Raw genomic sequence first — 19,108 nt, 5'->3', positions numbered from 1 at the left:
TGAAATTAATAAAAAAACCACCTCATTGGAGGTGGCTTACAATGCTATATGTGCTCTACAGATTAAAACTGATACCTAATCCCAAGCGCAATATCAAAATCTACGTCGTCTCTAAAATCTCCAAAACCGAGTTCTGGTCTAAAATCTAAGGAAATTAATAAAGGTATATCAAAATTGTACTCAATCCCAATATCACCAGCAACAAAAAAGAAAGTTTCGTCATCAAAATCATTGTCGTCAAAACTGTAAGAACCAAAACCTCCACCAGCACCAGCATACCAGTTAAAGTTACCGTCTAATTGCCAAACCCACTGATAAAGGCCAGTTAGTTTAAAACCGTCATAACCATTTCCGCTTCGCCAGCCCAAATCGGCTTCTAGTCTGTTGTTGTCTCCAAGTGCGCGTTGATATGAAATTTCAGCACCAAAACCATCGCTGTCGCCAAGTCTAAGACCAATGGCGTTATCAGCTATTTCTTGAGCATTCATAAATGTAAACCCAGCAAAAACTGCAAACGTCGTTAAAATTAGTTTTTTCATAATTATATGCTTTTTATTGATTTCATTAATCTTTACAAAAATAACACCAAAAGCTAAATTATATTAGATTTCTTTATAGTTTTATAAACATATTTATTTACTTAAATGAGTCAAATCACAGCATTACAATTACTGAAATCAAAACTCAAGGGTGAGTTTTATTTCGACGATTTAATGCTAAAGCTCTATGCCACAGATGCTTCGGTTTACAGAATGCTTCCTACTGCTGTGGCACTTCCTAAAGATGTCAACGATATAAAGCTATTAGTTGATTTTGCCAGAGTGAATAACACCTCATTAATTCCCAGAACCGCAGGAACATCCCTGGCAGGACAAGTTGTCGGGACAGGAATAGTGGTCGATGTCTCAAAATATTTCACTAAGATTCTTAATATAGATGAGACTAAAAAAACTGTAACCGTGCAACCCGGTGTGGTACGTGACGAACTGAATAATTACTTAAAACCATTTGGCTTGTTTTTTGGGCCAAACACATCAACTTCTAACCGTTGCATGATTGGTGGTATGGTCGGTAATAACTCTTCGGGAACAACATCGATTCAATATGGCGTTACTAGAGATAAGGTTTTGAGTTTGAAGACCATCTTAAGTGATGGAACTGAAGTTGAATTTTCAAGTTTGACGAAAGAGAAGTTTGAAAAAAAGTTAGCATTAGAAACACTTGAAGGTAAAATTTATAAGACCGTTTATGAAGAGTTGAAACCTAAAGCGGTTCAAAAACAGATAAAAGATAATTTTCCAAGACCAGAAATACATCGTAGAAATACGGGCTATGCCATTGACCAATTGTTGAAGTCTGAAATTTTTTCGACTTCATCTTTAGCTTTCAACATGTGCCAATTACTATCGGGCAGCGAAGGCACTTTAGCTTTTACCACAGAAATTACTTTGCAATTAGATGAATTGCCACCTTTAAAAAGTGCTATGGTTGCATTACATTTTAAAAGTGTTGAAAACTGTATGAAAGCGGTAAAACCTCTGATGCAACATAATCTGCACACTTGTGAGATGATGGATGATACCATTTTGAATCTTACCAAGCATAACAAGATGCAGCAAGAAAACAGGAGTTTTATTGAAGGAAACCCTGTAGCCATTTTAATGTGCGAGTTAAGAGCAGATAGTGAAAAAACACTTCAGGTTGAAGTTGATGCTTTTTTAGAGTCCGTTAGCAAACTTAATCTAAGCTATGCAGCTCCTATGTTAAGAGGTAATGAAATTAATAAGGCTTTAGAATTGCGTAAAGCAGGATTGGGTCTGTTGGGCAATATTGTTGGAGATAAAAAAGCTGTCGCTTGTATTGAAGACACAGCTGTGGTTTTAGAAGATTTGGATCAATACATATCTGAGTTTACCACCTTAATGAATTCCTACAACCAAAAAGCTGTGTATTATGCACATGCTGGTGCAGGTGAGTTGCATTTAAGGCCGATACTGGATTTAAAACAATCTGACGATGTTGAGCTATTTCGAAAAATCACTACAGATGTTGCACATTTGGTAAAGAAATACCAAGGTTCCATGTCTGGTGAGCATGGAGATGGTATAGTACGTGCTGAGTTTATTCCTTTAATTATAGGCGAGGAGAACTATCAGATTTTAAAGCGTATAAAATTGGCTTTTGATCCTCAAAACATTTTTAATCCTGGGAAAATTGTTGATGCTTTTCCGATGGACAAAAATCTAAGGTATCAAAGTGATAGCATTGCGCCTAAAATCGAAACTGTTTTAGATTTTTCTGCTTCACAAGGTATTTTGCGTGAAGCTGAAAAGTGCAATGGTTCTGGTGATTGCAGAAAGTTGCCCGAATTTGGCGGCACCATGTGCCCAAGTTATAGAGCGACACGTAATGAGAAAGATACAACCAGAGCAAGAGCAAATGCTTTACGTGAGTATTTAACCCATTCAGAAAAGGCAAATAAGTTCAATTATAAGGAATTAAAGGACGTGTTCGATTTGTGTTTGAGTTGTAAGGCTTGTGCCAGTGAATGTCCTAGTAGTGTTGATGTGGCAAGTTTAAAGGCGGAGTTTCAATACCAATACCAAAAAGCAAATGGCTTTAAGTTTAAAAATAGATTTTTTGCCAATTCCACGAAATATAACAAAATAGCATCTCAAATTCCTGGTTTTTATAATGCTTTATTTCAAACCAAATTCGTATCTGGTTTTATGAAGATTGTTTTGGGTATTCATTCTAAAAGAAGTTTTCCAAAAATCACTAAGCCTATTGATGTTATTAAAAAAAAACCAGATGTATTAAACCCTATAAAAACAGTATATTTATTTGTAGATGAATTTATAAATTATTTAGAATCTGACATAGCAAAAGACACTAAAGTACTACTAGATTTATTAGGTTATAAAGTTCATATTATTAGTTGTTTAGAATCTGGAAGAAGTTTTTTGTCTAAAGGTTTTCTAGATGAAGCAAAAACCATTGCAAATACCAATATAGCATACTTTAAACACATAGTAAATGAAGACTTTGTATTAGTTGGAATTGAACCTTCAGCCATACTAACTTTTAGAGACGAATATTTAAAATTAGCTGATGATAAAGTGACTGCAAATTCTATAGCAAGTCATACGTTTTTAATTGAAGAGTTTATTCAAAAAGAAATTGAATTGGGCAATATTAAGTCTGAACAATTTACTGATGAGGCAAAGACCATAAAATTTCATGGGCATTGCCACCAAAAAGCACTTGCAAATCAAAAGTCGAGTTTTGATATTTTGAATCTTCCAAAGAATTATAAAGTATCTATTATTCCAAGTGGTTGTTGTGGCATGGCTGGAAGTTTTGGTTACGAAAAAGCGCATTACGAGGTAAGTATGCAAATTGGTGAGCAGACCTTATTTCCTGCTGTTAGAAAAGCTTCGGAAGCTACTATTATTTCAGCAAATGGTACGAGTTGTAGGCATCAAATTAAGGATGGTACAGGTGAGATCGCTAAGCATCCTATTACTATGTTAAGAGAGGCTTTACTGTAGTTGTTCAATTTTTCCTTTTATGGCTTCTGCCAATATTACGGCTGCTTTAGGATGTTTTCTAAACCAGAGTTCGGGTTCAATCAATTCTAGCTCTGCTAATGCAATCTTACCGCTATTGTCATTAAAAATATCGACTCTGGCATATAAGGGAAGTTCTGCACAGGCGTTTACGGTTTTTATTGCAAATTCTATTTCTGCTTCAGTGGGCGTATAATTATGTATACTTCCACCAAAATCATCTTGAACTCTAAAGTCTCCTGCCTTGGCCTTTTTGAGAACGGCATGTGTAAATTGACCGTTAAATACCATTATGGACATTTCTCCATCAGATACAATACGATGCTGAAAGGGTTGAAGCATCATAGTTTCTTTAGCAATCAAATCTTTAAAAATTGTTTCGTGTTTGGCAATTGTATCAGGGTTGAGTTTGTAGGTATGTCTTGCGGATCCTGATACGCAAGGTTTTAAGACGGTTTCTGTCCAACCTGTATCATTGTGCAAATCTTTTAAGCTTTTAGAGGTACCGCTTTTAATAAACAACGTATCGGCAATTTGAATACCATTTTGTTGTAAGTCCAATAAGTAATGCTTGTCAATATTCCAACGGATTAGTGCTTCAGAATTTATAAGCGTGGTCACTTTGGCTACTTTGTCTAACCAATGAGAAAACGCACTAAAGTTGTCAAAATAATCCCAAGTGGTCCTAAAAAGTACGGCTTTAGTGGAAGACCAATCAAAATTAGGATTACTCCACGCCAAACGAACGACTTTTAAACCCAATTGACCAAGCGCATTGGCAACGAGAGCATCTTCGGTAATAACGTTCTTGGTATAGTCATCTATAGTATTTGGATTGGCATGCTTTTGATCTGTGAGAATAACTATGTCGTATGTTTTCATCTTTTGGTTTTTGAGTATTAGCATTCAATATATAACCGTTAAACTAAGTTGTAAATTATAAATGCAACAATTAAAAGCCTACTGCCGTATCATCTCCACGCTTATCGGCTCCACCTTCGAGCGTGCCATCGTCTAGCATTAAAATTCCGTCAACTTTACCGATAACGGGAGTTCGGGTTTGGTTAATATTATAGCCTAAAGCCTTAAGTTGTTGCACTAATTTGTCATCAAAACTGTTAGGCTCCATGCGGATTTCGTCTGGTAACCATTGGTTATGAAACCGTGGTGCATTTACGGCTTCTTGCATAGTCATACCAAATTCGTGTATATTTAAAATGGTCTGTAAAACCGATGTAATTATAGTTGAGCCGCCTGGAGTGCCCACGGACATATGAAATTCGCCATCTTTTTCTACGATAGTTGGTGTCATGGAACTAAGCATACGTTTTTCTGGTGCGATACTGTTGGCTTCTGCACCAATTAAACCATAATAATTAGGCTCACCAGGTTTACTGCTAAAATCATCCATTTCGTTATTGAGAAAAAAACCTAAGTCTTCGGCGTATAATTTAGAGCCATAAGCTCCATTTAATGTCGTGGTTACCGCTATGGCATTCCCATATTGATCTACGATAGAGTAGTGGGTGGTTTCATCGCTTTCGTGACCTGTAATTTTTCCATGGGAAATAGAGTCTACTGGTGTTGGAGTTCTAAAAGAAAAGTTGCTCATACGTTCTTCTAGATAAACAGCACTTGTTAGTGTTTCTGTAGGAATGTCTACAAAATCAGGATCACCTAAATAAAAACTACGATCGGCATAAGCACGTTTTTCTGCTTCAACCACAACCTGAATGGTTTTTAAGGTGTTGTGACCGTAATCCTTTAAATCAAAAGGCTCTACCATAGTCATTATTTGATTGAGACAAATACCTCCAGATGATGGTGGCGACATTGATGTGATGCTTAAATCGTCATATTGAAATGTAATGGGATTACGCCATTTGGCTTCATATTTAGCTAAATCTTCGAGCGTTATAATGCTACCTTTAGACTGTAAATAATCAACAAGTCGTTTGGCAGTTTCTCCTTTATAAAATTCATCATGTCCATTGTTGGCAATACGTTGCAAAGTTTTCGCTAAAGCTAGGTTAGTGATGGTATCACCAGCCTTAATGGTATTGTTATAAAGCATCTTTTTTCCATTTACAGCCCTTATGATACTATCATATTCAGTAAAACGTTTTTCTTGTTGTTTTGTAACGGTGTAACCTTGCTTTGCTAATTCTATAACGGGTTTTAATATGGTACCTACATCAAGTTTACCAAAACGTTTTTGAGCTTTAAAAATTCCTGCGATAGTACCGGGAACCCCAACAGCCTTACTGCCAACCGTACTTAAATCTTTAACAACTTCACCATCATTATCTAAATACATATTTTTACTTGATGCCAAAGGTGCTTTTTCTCTGTAATCTAGTGCTCCTTTTGTACCATCAGCTAAGCGATAAACTAAAAATCCACCACCTCCAAGGTTACCGGCATAGGGATAAGTAACCGCTAATGCCATTTCGGTTGCCATCATGGCATCAAAGGCATTGCCGCCCGCTTTCAAAATTTCTACACCAATTTTAGAAGCTTCCACTCTGGCACTTACCACCATGGCTTTCTTGGCGATGCGTCCACGGTTTTCAGTTTTAGAGGTTTCAATACTTGATTCGTTTTTACAGCTCGTTAAGCTCAATAAAATAAAGAATATACCAATGGTTACCTTTTTCATACGCTAAGTAGTTTTTCAATTTCTATCCGTTTTCTGGTGCTGAAATCCATAAGTTCAGTAAAGAATTCGGTAAAGTCATTTTCAAAAGCATCGTAATGCATTTTAAGTTCTTTCGTGGCTTGGTTCATTTTAGATAGGCCTTTTGTTCTACGATTCATTCCATTTAAAACTAATTGAATACCGTCGATTGTAGCATAACTTAACAACCAGTTACCTTCAATCATTAAAGGAGTTAATCGTTTAAAACGTGGTGGAAGACTGTCGAAGTTTTCATTCAAGCTTTTATAAAAATCTTGTACATAATCCGACAAAGATATATCTGAATACACTTTCCAATTCTTAGCTAAAAAATGATCGTAAAAAATATCTACAATAACGCCACTGTAATGACTGTAAGGTTTATGAAGTCGTTTTGTGCTACGCCTAAAGATTGGATGTGCATCTGTAAATGTATCAATCTCGCGATGCAATTGAATACCGATTTGCATCTCCCGAGGATAATTTTTGTATGTATTGCCTCTTACGCCATCTCCAACAAAGTTACCGATGGTAATTAATTTATTTTCGCCAGAAAGATATATGTGCGCTAGAAAATTCATTCGTCGAATTTACAAATTCGTAATTACAAAATCCTATTAAGATGTTATATTTGCTGAAAACGAAATTACATGACATTAATAAAATCTATTTCAGGAATTAGAGGTACAATTGGTGGGCCTGTGGAGGAGAATTTAACACCAATTGATGCGGTTAAATTTGCTGCAGCTTATGGCACATGGCTAAAGCAGCAACGCCAAAAAGAAAACTACCGTGTTGTTGTTGGCAGAGATGCACGTATTTCTGGTGAAATGATTCAGAATTTGGTAATGAATACACTTGTTGGACTTGGTATTAATGTGATTGATGTAGGATTATCCACAACACCTACAGTTGAAGTAGCTGTACCAATGGAACATGCGGATGGAGGTATTATTTTAACTGCAAGCCATAACCCAAAACAATGGAATGCTTTAAAATTGTTAAACCATAAAGGTGAATTTTTGAATGGAGCCGAAGGTCAGAAGATTTTAGAGATTGCTGAATCCAACAATATGAATTTTGCAGAGGTTGATGATTTAGGTAAAATCACAAAAAATGAAGCTTATATTGATATGCACATCGATGAGGTTTTAGACTTGCCATTGGTCAATAAAAAAGCTATCGAAGCTGCTAATTTTAAAGTGGTTGTTGATGGAGTTAATTCTACTGGCGGTATAGCAATTCCTTTATTATTAGAACGCTTAGGGGTACATCCTGTGAAATTATATTGTGAACCTACAGGTCATTTTCCCCATAATCCAGAGCCTTTAAAAGAACATCTTGGCGATTTAGCTGCAGCTGTAGTAAAAGAGCGTGCTGATTTTGGAATCGTAGTAGATCCCGATGTGGATCGTTTGGCATTTATGGACGAGAAAGGGGAGATGTTTGGAGAAGAATATACACTTGTCGCTTGTGCAGATTATGTATTAAGTAAAAACCCAGGGAATACGGTAAGTAACATGAGCTCTACAAGAGCTTTAAGGGATGTTACCGAAAAGCATGGTGGTATGTATGAAGCCAGTGTTGTAGGTGAAGTAAATGTAGTTGAGTTGATGAAGAAAAATAATGTGGTTATTGGAGGTGAAGGTAACGGCGGCATCATATATCCCGAATTACATTATGGACGTGACGCTTTGGTTGGTGTGGCTTTATTTTTGAGTTTATTAGCTGAAAAGAAAATGACCGTTAGCGAATTGAGAGCGACATACCCCAATTACTACATGAGCAAAAAGAAGATTCAGTTAACACCAGAGTTGGATGTCGATACTATTTTGAGTACGATGGAAACCAACTACAGCCATGAAAAGTTGATCACTATCGATGGGGTTAAAATAGACTTTGCAGACAGTTGGGTACATTTACGTAAGAGCAACACGGAACCAATTATTAGAATTTATACTGAAGCACCATCACAAGAGGCAGCAGATACTTTAGCAGATCGATTTATAGCTGAAATTAAAGCTGTCGCTAATATTTAGTAAATTTGAATGAAGTCCAGTGTTCATAAATTTGCAAGATGAAATGAAAACTGTAGATTAAATTCATCCCTTTTTAGAAGGGAATCTCAATAAAAAATTCTGTAATAATCATGATTTCTGAAACAAAACACATTGAACCCACTAAGCTCGAAGCTTACTTTCAACAGTTTAGAAAGCATATTATTGGACAAGATCAAACTTTTGTCTCCCCATTTGGAGAACAAAGAATTATTTATACAGATTGGACAGCATCTGGGCGCTTGTACAGGCCTATTGAAGAAAAACTATGTAACGATTTTGGGCCTTTTGTAGCTAATACACATACCGAAACTACGGTTTCTGGTACAGCTATGACCAAAGCTTATCATAAAGCAAAGCATATTATAAAAGACCATGTTAATGCCAGTGAGGATGATGTCTTAATTGTTTGTGGCAACGGAATGACAGGTGTGGTCAACAAGTTTCAGCGTATTTTGGGTTTAAAAATTCCTGAAAATTTACGAGAATACACGGATATTCCAGATGAAATTCGCCCCGTGGTTTTTGTCTCTCACATGGAGCATCACTCTAACCAAACGTCGTGGCTAGAAACTATGGCCAAAGTTGAAGTGGTTCCACCCAACAAGGATGGCTTATTCTGCTTGGAAAATTTAGAAGAACTACTTGTGCAATACAAAGATTGTACATTAAAAATTTGTTCCGTTATCGGAGGTTCTAATGTCACAGGGATTGAAACTCCATATCACGATATTGCAAAATTAATGCACCAACATGGAGGTGTATGTTTTGTGGATTTTGCATGTTCTGCTCCTTATGTAGATATTAATATGCACCCTGAAGATAAAGCTGCACAGTTAGATGCCATTTTCTTTTCACCACACAAGTTTTTAGGAGGGCCAGGAACTTCTGGTGTTTTGGTTTTCAACAAAGAACTGTACAAAAATATGGTTCCTGATTGTCCCGGTGGAGGTACTGTAAGTTGGACGAATCCTTGGGGTGAACATAAATATATAGATAATATTGAAGACCGTGAAGATGGTGGCACACCGGGCTTTCTTCAAACTATAAAGACGGCTCTAGCTGTAAAATTAAAAGAGCAGATGGGTGTTGAAAATATGTTGAAACGCGAGCATGAACTGATTGACATTATCTTCAGAAAACTGTTACCAATTTCAAACATCAATATTCTTGCTGGCCAACATAAAGATCGATTGGGAGTAATTTCATTCTATATTGATGATTTACATTACAATCTTGGCGTAAAATTATTAAATGATAGGTTTGGTATACAAACACGAGGAGGTTGTAGTTGTGCAGGTACTTATGGTCATTTTTTATTGCACGTAGACCAACAGACCTCCAAAGAATTAACCGATGAAATCTCTATTGGGGACTTAGTGCGCAAACCGGGTTGGATACGTATGTCCATTCATCCAACCACCACAAATGAAGAAATAGTTTTTGTTTGCAATGGTATAATTGCTTTGGCTAAAAACCATAAAGTTTGGGCAGAAGATTATGAATATTCCAGATGTAACAATGAATTTATTCATAAATCTTTGGTTGGTAAACCTTGTTCTGCTGCTAACGTTGATGATTGGTTTGATTTGTGACTTATGTATACTGAATCTGAAAATAAAACTAACAAAATTTTAGTTTTAAGATATATTGATGGTGAAATTTGAAATTATAGAGATTGCTTGCTTATTTGCGTTTAGACCTTTTCTTCTTTCTTATTATAAAGTTACGAGAGATAAAACTAAATTTTAGTCTTATCGAAATTCTGCAGGAACTTTATTTCTATGTTTCCAGCGTTTATGCGTCCATAAATAATACTGTGGGTCTTCTAAGATCTGTTCTTCAACAAGCTTAAAGAAAATATCTGTTATCTCGTAATCTTTGTATTCTTTAGGCTGTTCGGTAATAGTTTTAAATGTAGTTTCGTAATACCCACGCTTAATACGTTTAACACTAAAGAAAACGACGGCCATATCGAGTTTTTTTGCTAACATTTCTGCACCTGTATACATAGGTACTTTAATACCCATAAATTCATTCCAATGAAAAGCCTTGTGAGCTTTTGGCGACTGATCAGACACAAAGCCATTTATGGTTAACTCACCTTTCTTTTTACTTTCACTCAAAATACTTAATGTCTGTTTTGTTGTGATAAGATAGGTGTTATGCCTCGCTCTAATACGTTTTACAAGACGATCAAAGTATTTATTTGCCAAGCGTTTGTAAACAGCATAACCTGTATGCTTTACGTAAGTTTGAAGAATAAAAATCCACTCCCAGCTTCCATAATGAGCACACATTAGAATAATACTTCGCTCTTTTTTTTCTAAACCGTGTATCAATTCTAAATTGGTAAATTGATAGCGCTTTTTTAATTCGGCTTTAGAAATCGTTAAAGATTTTATTGACTCAACTATCATATCGCACAAATGATGATAGAATTTATCCATTATTAACTTGATTTCCCCTTTAGATTTATCAGGGAAAACTAATCTTAAATTTTTCTTTACAGTGTTAGTTCGGTAGTCAAAAACCTTATAAATAAAGAAGTAAAGAACATCTGAAAATGCATATAATAATCTAAATGGTAAAATAGAGATTAACAATAAAACGGGATAAACCAATATGTAGACAATAAGTTGCATAAAACTATGTTAGTTTTAAAGCGCAAATATATGTTATATTTGACTTATAAGATTAGAGTTTATGTACAATTTAGACCCTGTTACCATTGCCATCATTGCAGCAAATGTTATAATCTCCCTAAAAGGCTTTGATGACCGATTGTTTTTTGAAAAATATAAATTCAATGTGGGTGGTATAAGGCGTGGAGAACAGATACGTATGTTTAGCTCTGGGTTTTTGCATGTAGATACAACACATTTGTTATTTAATATGCTGACATTGTATTTTTTTGCAAATGCTGTAATTTTTGAACTTGGGCAATTTAATTTCATCATTATATATATTGCAAGTTTAGTATTTGGGAATCTTTTGTCTTTATATTTTCATAAAGAAGAGTATTGGTACAGTGCAGTAGGTGCTAGTGGAGCGGTAACTGGGGTTTTGTATGCAGCAATACTTTTAAAGCCAGAAATGAATTTGTACATGTTTTTTGTACCGATACCAATTCCGGGCTATATTTTTGGAATAGGTTATTTGTTATATTCTATTTATGGTATGAAAAAGAGAATCGGTAATATTGGTCATGATGCACATTTTGGTGGAGCGGTTGGCGGTTATGTTGTAACATTGATTATGATACCAAGCTTATTTGAAACAGATTTAGGGCATGTTGGATTATTGGCAATACCCATTATTATTCTCTTTGTACTATATAAAACTGGTAAATTGAGCTAAAAAAAGCCTGCAAAATGCAAGCTTTTCTGTTAATAGTTTTGTTATCTACCTAAGATTGCTCTAGAAGTTCTTTAATCTTGTTTTCTAAAGCTTTTCCTCTTAAATTTTTTGCAACAATTTTACCTTCTGCATCTAAAATATATGTTGCAGGTATCGACTGAATATTATATTGCTTTGCTACTGGGTCATTAAAATAGTTTAAGTTAGAGACATGGTGCCACGTTAAGCCATCTTTTTCAATAGCATCTACCCAAGCTTTTTTAGGATCTTTTTGTCTTCCTTGTCCATCAAGAGATACACCAATGATTTCTAATCCTTTATCATGGTATTCTTCGTAAATTCTTACCACATTTGGATTTTCTCTACGGCAAGGACCACACCAAGCCGCCCAAAAATCTATAACGGTAACTTTACCTTTTATGTCTTCTAAGCTTACCATTTTTCCGTCTGGCGAAGGAGCTTCAAAATTAGGAGCAACTTTACCGATTTCGAGATAAGCTAATTTTTCATATGCTTTATAGAGCTGGTCTAGTTTTTCCTTTACGGCTTGTCCTTTTTTAGATTCTCTTAGTTGAGGTGTAAAGTTTTCAAAAGCCTTTTTGTACTCAACAATGTTAAAATTTGGCCTGCCAGTTTCTAATTCAATAAGGTTAAGACTAAAATATTTGTCATTGTATTCTTTTACAAAGTTTAAAGGATATTCACTTTGTCTTTCCCTGAGACGCATCATGGCTTCTGTTATGGAATCTCTTTTTTCTTGCGTTACATCAGCACCAAGTTTTCTGAATTCTGCCGTAATCGCATCTCCTTCATTTTTAATCTCCATCATTCCATTCTGAAAAGCCTCATAACCTTTGTTAGATTCCGAACCAGTTACTTTAGATTCCGTTGGTTTTTCTTTATTGAAATCTATGGTGATGTTATTGTTTTCTAACATAAAAATAGCATTTCCAGGACTTCCATCTGCTAAAAGAAAATAGACGCCAGGTTCTTCAACACTCCCTTCGAGCTTAAATTTTTCGTCCATTACAATGGCGGTATCAACCATTACCTGTTTTCCTGCTTCATCTAATTTTGCTAAACGTACTCTAATACCATTATGTACTCCTTCAGCATTACCATCAATAATATAGCTTGTTTTGTCTTCCTTTTTACAACTCGAAAGAAGCAAGCCTATAATCAATACCGTTAGTATTTTTTTCATCTTTAAATTTTTTAATTTTTGCTTTACAAATATAAAAACTAAGTGCAATAATCTTGTGAATTATATATTAAATACAATGTATTACCTTTTACCAGTCTCATATTTTAAGATACTTTTGTACTAAAGTATTGAATTATGCAAAATGATACTATAGTAGCTTTAGCGACTCCTTCTGGTAGTGGAGCCATTGCGGTTATACGATTATCTGGTAAAAAGGCTATTACTATCGCAGATAAGCAGTTTAGGTCCGTTGTAAGTGATAAGTCACTTTCTTCCCAGAAAACACACACAATTCATTTGGGCCATATCGTTGATAATGAAAAAACATTAGATGAAGTTCTGGTATCGGTTTTTAAAAACCCAAATTCTTACACAGGCGAGGATGTTGTAGAGATTTCTTGTCATGGTTCATCTTATATTCAGCAAGAAATTATTCAATTGTTTTTGCGAAATGGCTGCAGAATGGCAACGGCAGGTGAGTTTACATTGCGTGCATTTTTAAATGGAAAGTTAGATTTGAGTCAGGCCGAAGCTGTAGCAGATTTAATATCCAGTGATAACGAAGCATCTCATCAAATCGCAATGCAACAGATGCGTGGTGGATTTTCTTCTGAAATAGCAAAGTTGCGTGAAGAGCTATTGAATTTTGCGTCCTTAATTGAATTAGAGCTCGATTTTGCAGAAGAGGATGTGGAATTTGCAGATAGAACTCAATTTAAAGATTTGGTAGAGCGTATAAATTTTGTTTTGAAGCGTCTTATAGATTCGTTTGCAGTTGGTAACGTGATTAAAAATGGAATTCCGGTCGCTATTGTTGGCGAACCTAACGTTGGTAAATCTACACTTTTAAATGCTTTATTGAATGAAGATAGAGCCATAGTATCTGAAATTGCAGGAACTACCAGAGATACCATTGAAGATGAAATCTCAATAGGGGGTATTGGTTTTAGATTTATAGATACTGCTGGTATTAGAGATACAAAAGACGTTGTGGAAAGTATTGGTATAAAAAAAACTTTTGAAAAGATAGAACAATCTCAGGTTACTATCTATCTGTTTGATGCTCAAAAGAACATTAATAACCTCGAAACTGTTAGAGTTGAGATTGAAAAAATAAGAAATAAATATCCACAAAAACCTTTATTGGTTATTGCAAATAAGATAGACATGCTCGATGATACCCAGTTAGCTAATATCAATACAATTATAGTAGATGTACTTCTTCTATCCGCTAGAACAGGTTTTGGTGTAGAGCAACTTACTAATTCCCTTCTCAATCTTATTAATACGGGAACACTGCGTAATAATGAAACCATTGTGACTAACTCTCGCCATTATGATGCTTTATTAAAAGCTTTTGAGGAAATTCAAAAAGTGAAATATGGTTTGGAAACGGGATTGTCGGGAGATTTATTAGCTATTGATATTCGCCAAGCTTTGTATCATTTTGGTGAAATTACGGGTGAAATTACCAATGATGATTTACTGGGTAATATTTTTGCTAATTTCTGTATCGGAAAGTAACTTGCACAAAATACTTCAAACTACATAAATATAAATGAATGTATTATAGTATTTTATAGTTTTTATTGTGAATTGAATTTTTGTTTGTTTGTTTCAATTTAACTATTTTTGTCACATATTTGTACCTTTTTTAATTCGCGTGACAAAACGTGACAAATTATTCACAATGACTATTACATTAAGAAGAAGAAAACGAAAGGATGGAATTGAAAGTTTAATTTTGGATTATTATTTTCCAAAAGCAAACCGAAAGCGAATAAGAGAAAAGCTTGATCTTTTTGTATATTCTAATCCAAAAACAGTTAAAGAACGATCACATAATAAAAAGACACTTTTACTAGCAGAAAACATCAGGTCTAAAAAATTCCTAGAAATCCAGCATGAAGAACATGGCTTTTCTCATTTAATAAAAGATAATTTAGACAAAAATTTCATCACCTATTTTTCTGAGAAAACTGAAAAACGATACAATGAGTCGTCTTTTGGGAATTATAGTAATTGGGATGGTACTTTAAAACATTTAATCAAATTTAGAGGAGATTATGTCCCTTTCAGGGAAGTAGATTCCAAATGGTTAGAAGATTTTAAGTATTACTTGAAGCATACTGCAAAAACAAAGAGTAGTCGACCGCTCTCTCAAAATTCATGTTATTCCTATTTTAATAAAGTAAGGGCGTGTATTAAGGAAGCAATAAGGGAAGGAATTATCTCGTATAACCCAGCTGAACAGGTTAAAGGGTTTAAGCAAGGTGAATCAGAACGAGAGTTTCTTACCCTAGAAGAATTAAAAAAAGTTGCCAATACCGAATGTGAAATTCCAATTCTGAAACAAGCATTCCTGTTTAGTGCTCTCACAGGACTTAGATGGTCTGATGTACATAAATTGGTCTGGAAGGAAGTCCAATATTCTGAAGAACAAGGTCATTATATTCGCTTTAAACAAAAGAAAACTAATGGCTATCAAACACATCCAATTCCTGAGCAAGCTTTTAAATTATTAGCCGATAGAGGAGAAGATGAAGAGCGCGTATTTAAGGGTCTAAGATATAGTGCTTGGAATAACTTAAAGCTACAACAGTGGGTTATGAAAGCAGGGATAAGTAAAACCATTACATTTCATTGTGCTAGACATACCTATGCAACATTACAGCTCACATTTGGAACGGATATATATACCGTATCAAAATTGCTTGGCCACAAGGAGTTAAAAACCACTCAAGTTTATGCTAAAATCATTAATCAGAAGAAGGTGGACGCTGCGAATGCAATTCCAGATATTAATTGGTAAATATGGCAACAAATCACAATTATTACGATATTGAAATAGCTGATATATGGCAATATGAGCAAAATGAGTTTTTAAGTGATAAATCTTTGGATGACTTAGCTAAGAAAATAATCAATAAAACGGAAGAAGTAATAATAAAAGAAGGAGAAGAAAGCTTTACTGTTGATTTAGATGATGGTAAATCAAGAGCATATTACGAAAGGAATTTAAATGAGTATAGAGAGTCTTCTAATACCCTTAAAGGTAGATACAACAACAATTTTTTCTTCAACAATCAAGTTTGCTATCAGTATGATCAGAGCATTATTGTTACCCAAGAAAGTCCTGATTTTGATTTTTGGTTTGCTTTGAAACTGAGACAATATGATTCCAAACTCACAGAAGTAAAGAATTTTTTAGAGTACCAACTGGAAAGAGCATTTAATAAAGATTTAGTCAGGTTTATTGATTTCTTAAAACTAGAAATGAAGCAATTCAGTGATACAATTTTTGATGATAGAATTACCGAATCCATTGGTGGATGGATTAAAGATAAAAATAGCTTAAATCGAAAATTAAAAGGTAAATATAGCTCTCTGAGATTAAGAGAACTTAACACGAACCCAGACTATCTAAAAAAGAATAGTCATGTTTTGAACGATGTATTAAAGCAACTAAAGGCTAATAACTTTATTCATGAAGATACCTTGTTCACCAATTTCAATAGAATTTTTGAAGGCAATATCATTCCAAAAAGTAAAAGAATAGTTTGGACTGGAAAAAACAAGGAATTGCATTGGTTTATGAATTATTTAGTTAAAGACACAAAGAAAGTGGAATTACACAAAAATGATATCTGGTTAGTTGCAAATAAATGTTTTGTTGACAAAGAAGGAAAAGAATTTGGCATTGATCCACTTCGAAAGGCTAACGGCGATAATATGGAACAAAAGAAATTATTAGAATCTATACTTGCAAAAATTTAACACTCGACACTTAGAGAGAAATATTTTATCAGAAACTGATTAAATATAGTGGACCACTTTATACTTCCCAAAATTTGCACTCGACACTCACTCGACACTTGACTATTTACTTTTTTTTACTTCGTTTTAATCTGTTGTTTTACGGCATGAAATTTCAATAAATGCATTGCGCAATGCTCATTATTAATTAAAAACTAAAATATTATGAGCGATTTATCCAAACCACTGTATTCCCTCACTGTTGGAGAATATATAGGCCTAAGTAAAGAAGCTTTTGCTCAAGAAGCGAAAAAGCTGCTTACCAACACTGACGGTACATTTGGCCTATCAAAAGCAAATAACGATATCGTCTTTGTAGAGGAGGTTCAAGAACTAACAGGCTACAAAAAGTCAACGATTTATTCCAAAGTTTGTCGGTTTGAAATGCCAGTCATTTCTAAACGACGACCATTGACATTTTCCAAAAAGGATATTATGAATTGGCTTAAAGACGGTAAGCCTTCTGTCATGGATCTAGAGGCTAAGAACTATTTAAATAGAACCTAACTAAAACCTAAACAAGCATGTTAATTTAAAATATATATGGATTTCAGTTAGGTGAATATATCATCAGATGTATTAACCTACATCGGTGTAAGTCTAAATACATCCTAATTACATTGAATTATATAAAATATTATAGATATGAAAGAAGACGACACAGAAAAGACTATTGACCCCTTAACGGGTGAGGAGTTTGTGCCTAAACGAAGTAACCAAAAGTTTGCCAGCAGGGAGAATCAAATTAGATTTAATAATCTTAGGGCTAAGGAAATACGAAAAGCTAAGTCCAAAACAAGAAAAATTTTAGATACTAATAGAAAGGTTTTGCAGATTGTGTTAGGACCCTATAATGAAATTATAAGGTCCTATGACTATTTGCTAGGAGCGGGATTAAACTTCGGATTTAATACGCATACGATGAAGATGGATGGAATCACATGGACTTGTATCGACGACTATGCATACGCCTTAATTGATGCAAATACCTTTAAAATTATTAAACTTAAAGTATAAGCTATGGAACAAGAAATTATTAATTGTTATGAATTAGATATAAAGCAAAATTTCCCAGAAGATTTAAGACTATCTCGAGTAGAATGTGAATCATTAAAACAAAAGAATAATATTCTTTTTAATGTGTTAGTTGGTTTTGGTACGGGGTTATTAGCTGTTTTCTTATTAAAATTAATAACATCTAATAAAGATAATAAGCAGAAACAAAAAGAATAAACATCTAGACATAAGTAAGACTATATCTAGATGTTTTTAGACTATATATTACCATTCATAAGTTACTTCTAGATCAACCAATATTTCTTCAGATTGACTAACCACAGTTATTACATCAGGAAAATTGTTATTTGATGTATAAGCAAAAAAGCCAAAACTTGTCATAAAGTCATCTTCACTAGTTGTATCATAATCCCAGATATTTACTAAAAATGGATTTTCATAAGTAGTTAGTTCAAGTGAAGGTGTTAATGTAAACTCAAAAAAAGTGCCTTCACCAGAAATTGCATTTTCATAAAACGTAGGACTATCATAGATAACATTCAAATCAGAATCCTGAAGAGTGATGTAGACATCAGGCAATGCAGCTTCTGCATCTGGAATTGCCGCATCCCAAAACTCACCGTTGTCCGTATTTGGAAATACCTTTACGATAGCTTTGTTAATAATTACCTTGATTGGTGTTATTTGATTAGAGCAATTGTTCCCTGTGTAACCTTGAGGACATTCACATTCACAACCAACAAAAGTTCCGCCATTGAGGCAAGTAATTGTTTCACAATTTTCTGAATCGGAATCAGACGAACAACCTAAGTAGGTTGAAGTTAAAATTGATAAGAGCATCAATCTGAAAATTTGGTTTCTCATAATATTTAATATTATAATCACCCAGTCCCCAAGTGAAGTTAGTTAAAACAATAAGCGTGGAACTGTAGCTTACTGTTCGAAAGGTACTGGTATACCCGTGCACAAATAAACACAGCCCACGCCATTACGTGAGCATCAGTCCATTTATCTTGTGCACGTTTAAAATTACCAGTTTTTTCGAACAAGATTAAATAGCTAACGCTATATTCTATATGTTAAAGCAAATATATGATTTTAGTATTTAGTTTTATATAAATTAAAATAGCCAGATATTATTCTTGTTTAAGTTAAAGTAAATTAATTTATTTTAGTTGGATTAAATCACAGGTGTTTTTATTATATTTAGTCTCTCCCTTTTAGAATTAATAGAAGTTATTTTTTGAGTCAAATAAACTAAGTGTAGTTTATGTGGGATGATAAGTGAATGTGTTATTCCCTTAATAAGATAATTATATGTCTTTTTATAAATGATTTGGTTATGTAATCTATTATTATGCAAAGTATCCGGTTCTGTCGCATCTAATACTACTAATTTAAGGAAATT

At 34.2% G+C, this 19,108-nt stretch carries 18 protein-coding genes; 10 read left to right on the top strand and 8 right to left on the bottom strand.

The genetic code is table 11. The annotated features are described in order from the left end of the window. Positions 1–62 precede the first annotated feature (62 nt). Positions 63–539 carry a hypothetical protein gene (locus KCG49_RS15430; RefSeq protein ID WP_218547783.1) on the bottom strand — a complete coding sequence of 159 codons (477 nt, stop codon included), beginning with the start codon at positions 537–539 and terminating at the stop codon, positions 63–65. 105 nt (positions 540–644) lie between these two features. On the opposite strand from KCG49_RS15430, the gene KCG49_RS15425 reads away from it, so the two are divergent. After that, positions 645–3,551, top strand: a complete 2,907-nt coding sequence (locus tag KCG49_RS15425; RefSeq protein ID WP_218547781.1) for an FAD-binding and (Fe-S)-binding domain-containing protein — start codon at positions 645–647, stop codon at positions 3,549–3,551. On the opposite strand, the gene KCG49_RS15420 is transcribed toward KCG49_RS15425, so the two are convergent. From KCG49_RS15420 to KCG49_RS15410, 3 genes are all read right to left on the bottom strand, one after another. After that, positions 3,543–4,451 (bottom strand): ATP-grasp domain-containing protein, encoded by a 909-nt coding sequence (locus KCG49_RS15420; RefSeq protein WP_218547779.1) that lies wholly within the window; start codon positions 4,449–4,451, stop codon positions 3,543–3,545. The genes KCG49_RS15425 and KCG49_RS15420 overlap by 9 nt on opposite strands. A 70-nt stretch (positions 4,452–4,521) precedes the next feature. Continuing rightward, positions 4,522–6,228, bottom strand: coding sequence for a gamma-glutamyltransferase (gene ggt / locus KCG49_RS15415; RefSeq protein ID WP_218547778.1), 1,707 nt, complete (start codon positions 6,226–6,228; stop codon positions 4,522–4,524). Further along, a complete protein-coding gene (locus KCG49_RS15410; RefSeq protein ID WP_218547777.1) occupies positions 6,225–6,827 on the bottom strand; it encodes an acyl carrier protein phosphodiesterase in 603 nt (200 codons plus the stop codon). The genes ggt and KCG49_RS15410 overlap by 4 nt, the downstream gene beginning before the upstream one ends. 69 nt (positions 6,828–6,896) lie before the next feature. Here KCG49_RS15410 and glmM point away from each other — a divergent pair, with 69 nt between their 5' ends. Together glmM and KCG49_RS15400 are read left to right on the top strand one after the other, a co-directional pair. After that, positions 6,897–8,285, top strand: coding sequence for a phosphoglucosamine mutase (glmM, locus tag KCG49_RS15405; RefSeq protein ID WP_218547775.1), 1,389 nt, complete (start codon positions 6,897–6,899; stop codon positions 8,283–8,285). 110 nt (positions 8,286–8,395) lie between these two features. After that, positions 8,396–9,898 (top strand): aminotransferase class V-fold PLP-dependent enzyme, encoded by a 1,503-nt coding sequence (locus tag KCG49_RS15400; protein ID WP_218547774.1) that lies wholly within the window; start codon positions 8,396–8,398, stop codon positions 9,896–9,898. A gap of 159 nt (positions 9,899–10,057) precedes the next feature. Here the strand turns inward: KCG49_RS15400 and KCG49_RS15395 are convergent, their stop codons facing one another. After that, positions 10,058–10,948 carry a lysophospholipid acyltransferase family protein gene (locus tag KCG49_RS15395; RefSeq protein WP_218547772.1) on the bottom strand — a complete coding sequence of 297 codons (891 nt, stop codon included), beginning with the start codon at positions 10,946–10,948 and terminating at the stop codon, positions 10,058–10,060. 61 nt (positions 10,949–11,009) lie between these two features. Here KCG49_RS15395 and KCG49_RS15390 point away from each other — a divergent pair, with 61 nt between their 5' ends. Then, positions 11,010–11,663, top strand: a complete 654-nt coding sequence (locus KCG49_RS15390) for a rhomboid family intramembrane serine protease (RefSeq protein WP_218547771.1) — start codon at positions 11,010–11,012, stop codon at positions 11,661–11,663. Positions 11,664–11,712: 49 nt separating this feature from the next. Here the strand turns inward: KCG49_RS15390 and KCG49_RS15385 are convergent, their stop codons facing one another. Further along, complete coding sequence (locus KCG49_RS15385; protein WP_256260037.1) at positions 11,713–12,867, bottom strand: TlpA disulfide reductase family protein; 1,155 nt, start codon at positions 12,865–12,867, stop codon at positions 11,713–11,715. 132 nt (positions 12,868–12,999) lie between these two features. On the opposite strand from KCG49_RS15385, the gene mnmE reads away from it, so the two are divergent. The 6 genes from mnmE (at position 13,000) to KCG49_RS15355 (ending at position 17,916) form a co-directional block, all read left to right on the top strand. Continuing rightward, positions 13,000–14,391, top strand: coding sequence for a tRNA uridine-5-carboxymethylaminomethyl(34) synthesis GTPase MnmE (mnmE, locus tag KCG49_RS15380; protein ID WP_218547812.1), 1,392 nt, complete (start codon positions 13,000–13,002; stop codon positions 14,389–14,391). A 166-nt stretch (positions 14,392–14,557) separates the two neighbouring features. Further along, the gene (locus KCG49_RS15375) at positions 14,558–15,679 is read left to right on the top strand and encodes a tyrosine-type recombinase/integrase (protein WP_218547770.1); all 1,122 of its coding nucleotides are present in this window, start codon (positions 14,558–14,560) and stop codon (positions 15,677–15,679) included. 2 nt (positions 15,680–15,681) lie between these two features. Then, complete coding sequence (locus KCG49_RS15370; protein ID WP_218547769.1) at positions 15,682–16,644, top strand: hypothetical protein; 963 nt, start codon at positions 15,682–15,684, stop codon at positions 16,642–16,644. A gap of 204 nt (positions 16,645–16,848) precedes the next feature. Continuing rightward, positions 16,849–17,190 (top strand): helix-turn-helix transcriptional regulator, encoded by a 342-nt coding sequence (locus tag KCG49_RS15365; protein ID WP_218547768.1) that lies wholly within the window; start codon positions 16,849–16,851, stop codon positions 17,188–17,190. 138 nt (positions 17,191–17,328) lie between these two features. Next, positions 17,329–17,700, top strand: a complete 372-nt coding sequence (locus KCG49_RS15360) for a hypothetical protein (protein WP_218547767.1) — start codon at positions 17,329–17,331, stop codon at positions 17,698–17,700. A gap of 3 nt (positions 17,701–17,703) precedes the next feature. Next, positions 17,704–17,916 (top strand): hypothetical protein, encoded by a 213-nt coding sequence (locus KCG49_RS15355; protein WP_218547766.1) that lies wholly within the window; start codon positions 17,704–17,706, stop codon positions 17,914–17,916. A gap of 48 nt (positions 17,917–17,964) precedes the next feature. Here the strand turns inward: KCG49_RS15355 and KCG49_RS15350 are convergent, their stop codons facing one another. Further along, complete coding sequence (locus KCG49_RS15350) at positions 17,965–18,564, bottom strand: hypothetical protein (RefSeq protein WP_218547765.1); 600 nt, start codon at positions 18,562–18,564, stop codon at positions 17,965–17,967. A gap of 316 nt (positions 18,565–18,880) precedes the next feature. Beyond that, positions 18,881–19,108 (bottom strand): hypothetical protein (locus KCG49_RS15345; RefSeq protein WP_218547764.1); only part of this gene is annotated, 228 nt, incomplete at its 5' end.

This window comes from Winogradskyella luteola, assembly GCF_019203985.1.
GTDB classification, from domain to species: domain Bacteria; phylum Bacteroidota; class Bacteroidia; order Flavobacteriales; family Flavobacteriaceae; genus Winogradskyella; species Winogradskyella luteola.
The sequence above is the reverse complement of the archived record's forward strand: the minus strand, read 5'-3'. Positions and strand labels throughout refer to the sequence as shown.

Excerpts from the sequence above, each read along its gene's own strand:
- KCG49_RS15430 (WP_218547783.1), bottom strand. The coding sequence starts at position 539 with ATGAAAAAACTAATTTTAACGACGTTTGCAGTTTTTGCTGGGTTTACA.
- KCG49_RS15425 (WP_218547781.1), top strand. The coding sequence starts at position 645 with ATGAGTCAAATCACAGCATTACAATTACTGAAATCAAAACTCAAGGGT.
- KCG49_RS15420 (WP_218547779.1), bottom strand. The coding sequence starts at position 4,451 with ATGAAAACATACGACATAGTTATTCTCACAGATCAAAAGCATGCCAAT.
- ggt (WP_218547778.1), bottom strand. The coding sequence starts at position 6,228 with ATGAAAAAGGTAACCATTGGTATATTCTTTATTTTATTGAGCTTAACG.
- KCG49_RS15410 (WP_218547777.1), bottom strand. The coding sequence starts at position 6,827 with ATGAATTTTCTAGCGCACATATATCTTTCTGGCGAAAATAAATTAATT.
- glmM (WP_218547775.1), top strand. The coding sequence starts at position 6,897 with ATGACATTAATAAAATCTATTTCAGGAATTAGAGGTACAATTGGTGGG.
- KCG49_RS15400 (WP_218547774.1), top strand. The coding sequence starts at position 8,396 with ATGATTTCTGAAACAAAACACATTGAACCCACTAAGCTCGAAGCTTAC.
- KCG49_RS15395 (WP_218547772.1), bottom strand. The coding sequence starts at position 10,948 with ATGCAACTTATTGTCTACATATTGGTTTATCCCGTTTTATTGTTAATC.
- KCG49_RS15390 (WP_218547771.1), top strand. The coding sequence starts at position 11,010 with ATGTACAATTTAGACCCTGTTACCATTGCCATCATTGCAGCAAATGTT.
- KCG49_RS15385 (WP_256260037.1), bottom strand. The coding sequence starts at position 12,867 with ATGAAAAAAATACTAACGGTATTGATTATAGGCTTGCTTCTTTCGAGT.
- KCG49_RS15375 (WP_218547770.1), top strand. The coding sequence starts at position 14,558 with ATGACTATTACATTAAGAAGAAGAAAACGAAAGGATGGAATTGAAAGT.
- KCG49_RS15370 (WP_218547769.1), top strand. The coding sequence starts at position 15,682 with ATGGCAACAAATCACAATTATTACGATATTGAAATAGCTGATATATGG.
- KCG49_RS15365 (WP_218547768.1), top strand. The coding sequence starts at position 16,849 with ATGAGCGATTTATCCAAACCACTGTATTCCCTCACTGTTGGAGAATAT.
- KCG49_RS15360 (WP_218547767.1), top strand. The coding sequence starts at position 17,329 with ATGAAAGAAGACGACACAGAAAAGACTATTGACCCCTTAACGGGTGAG.
- KCG49_RS15355 (WP_218547766.1), top strand. The coding sequence starts at position 17,704 with ATGGAACAAGAAATTATTAATTGTTATGAATTAGATATAAAGCAAAAT.
- KCG49_RS15350 (WP_218547765.1), bottom strand. The coding sequence starts at position 18,564 with ATGAGAAACCAAATTTTCAGATTGATGCTCTTATCAATTTTAACTTCA.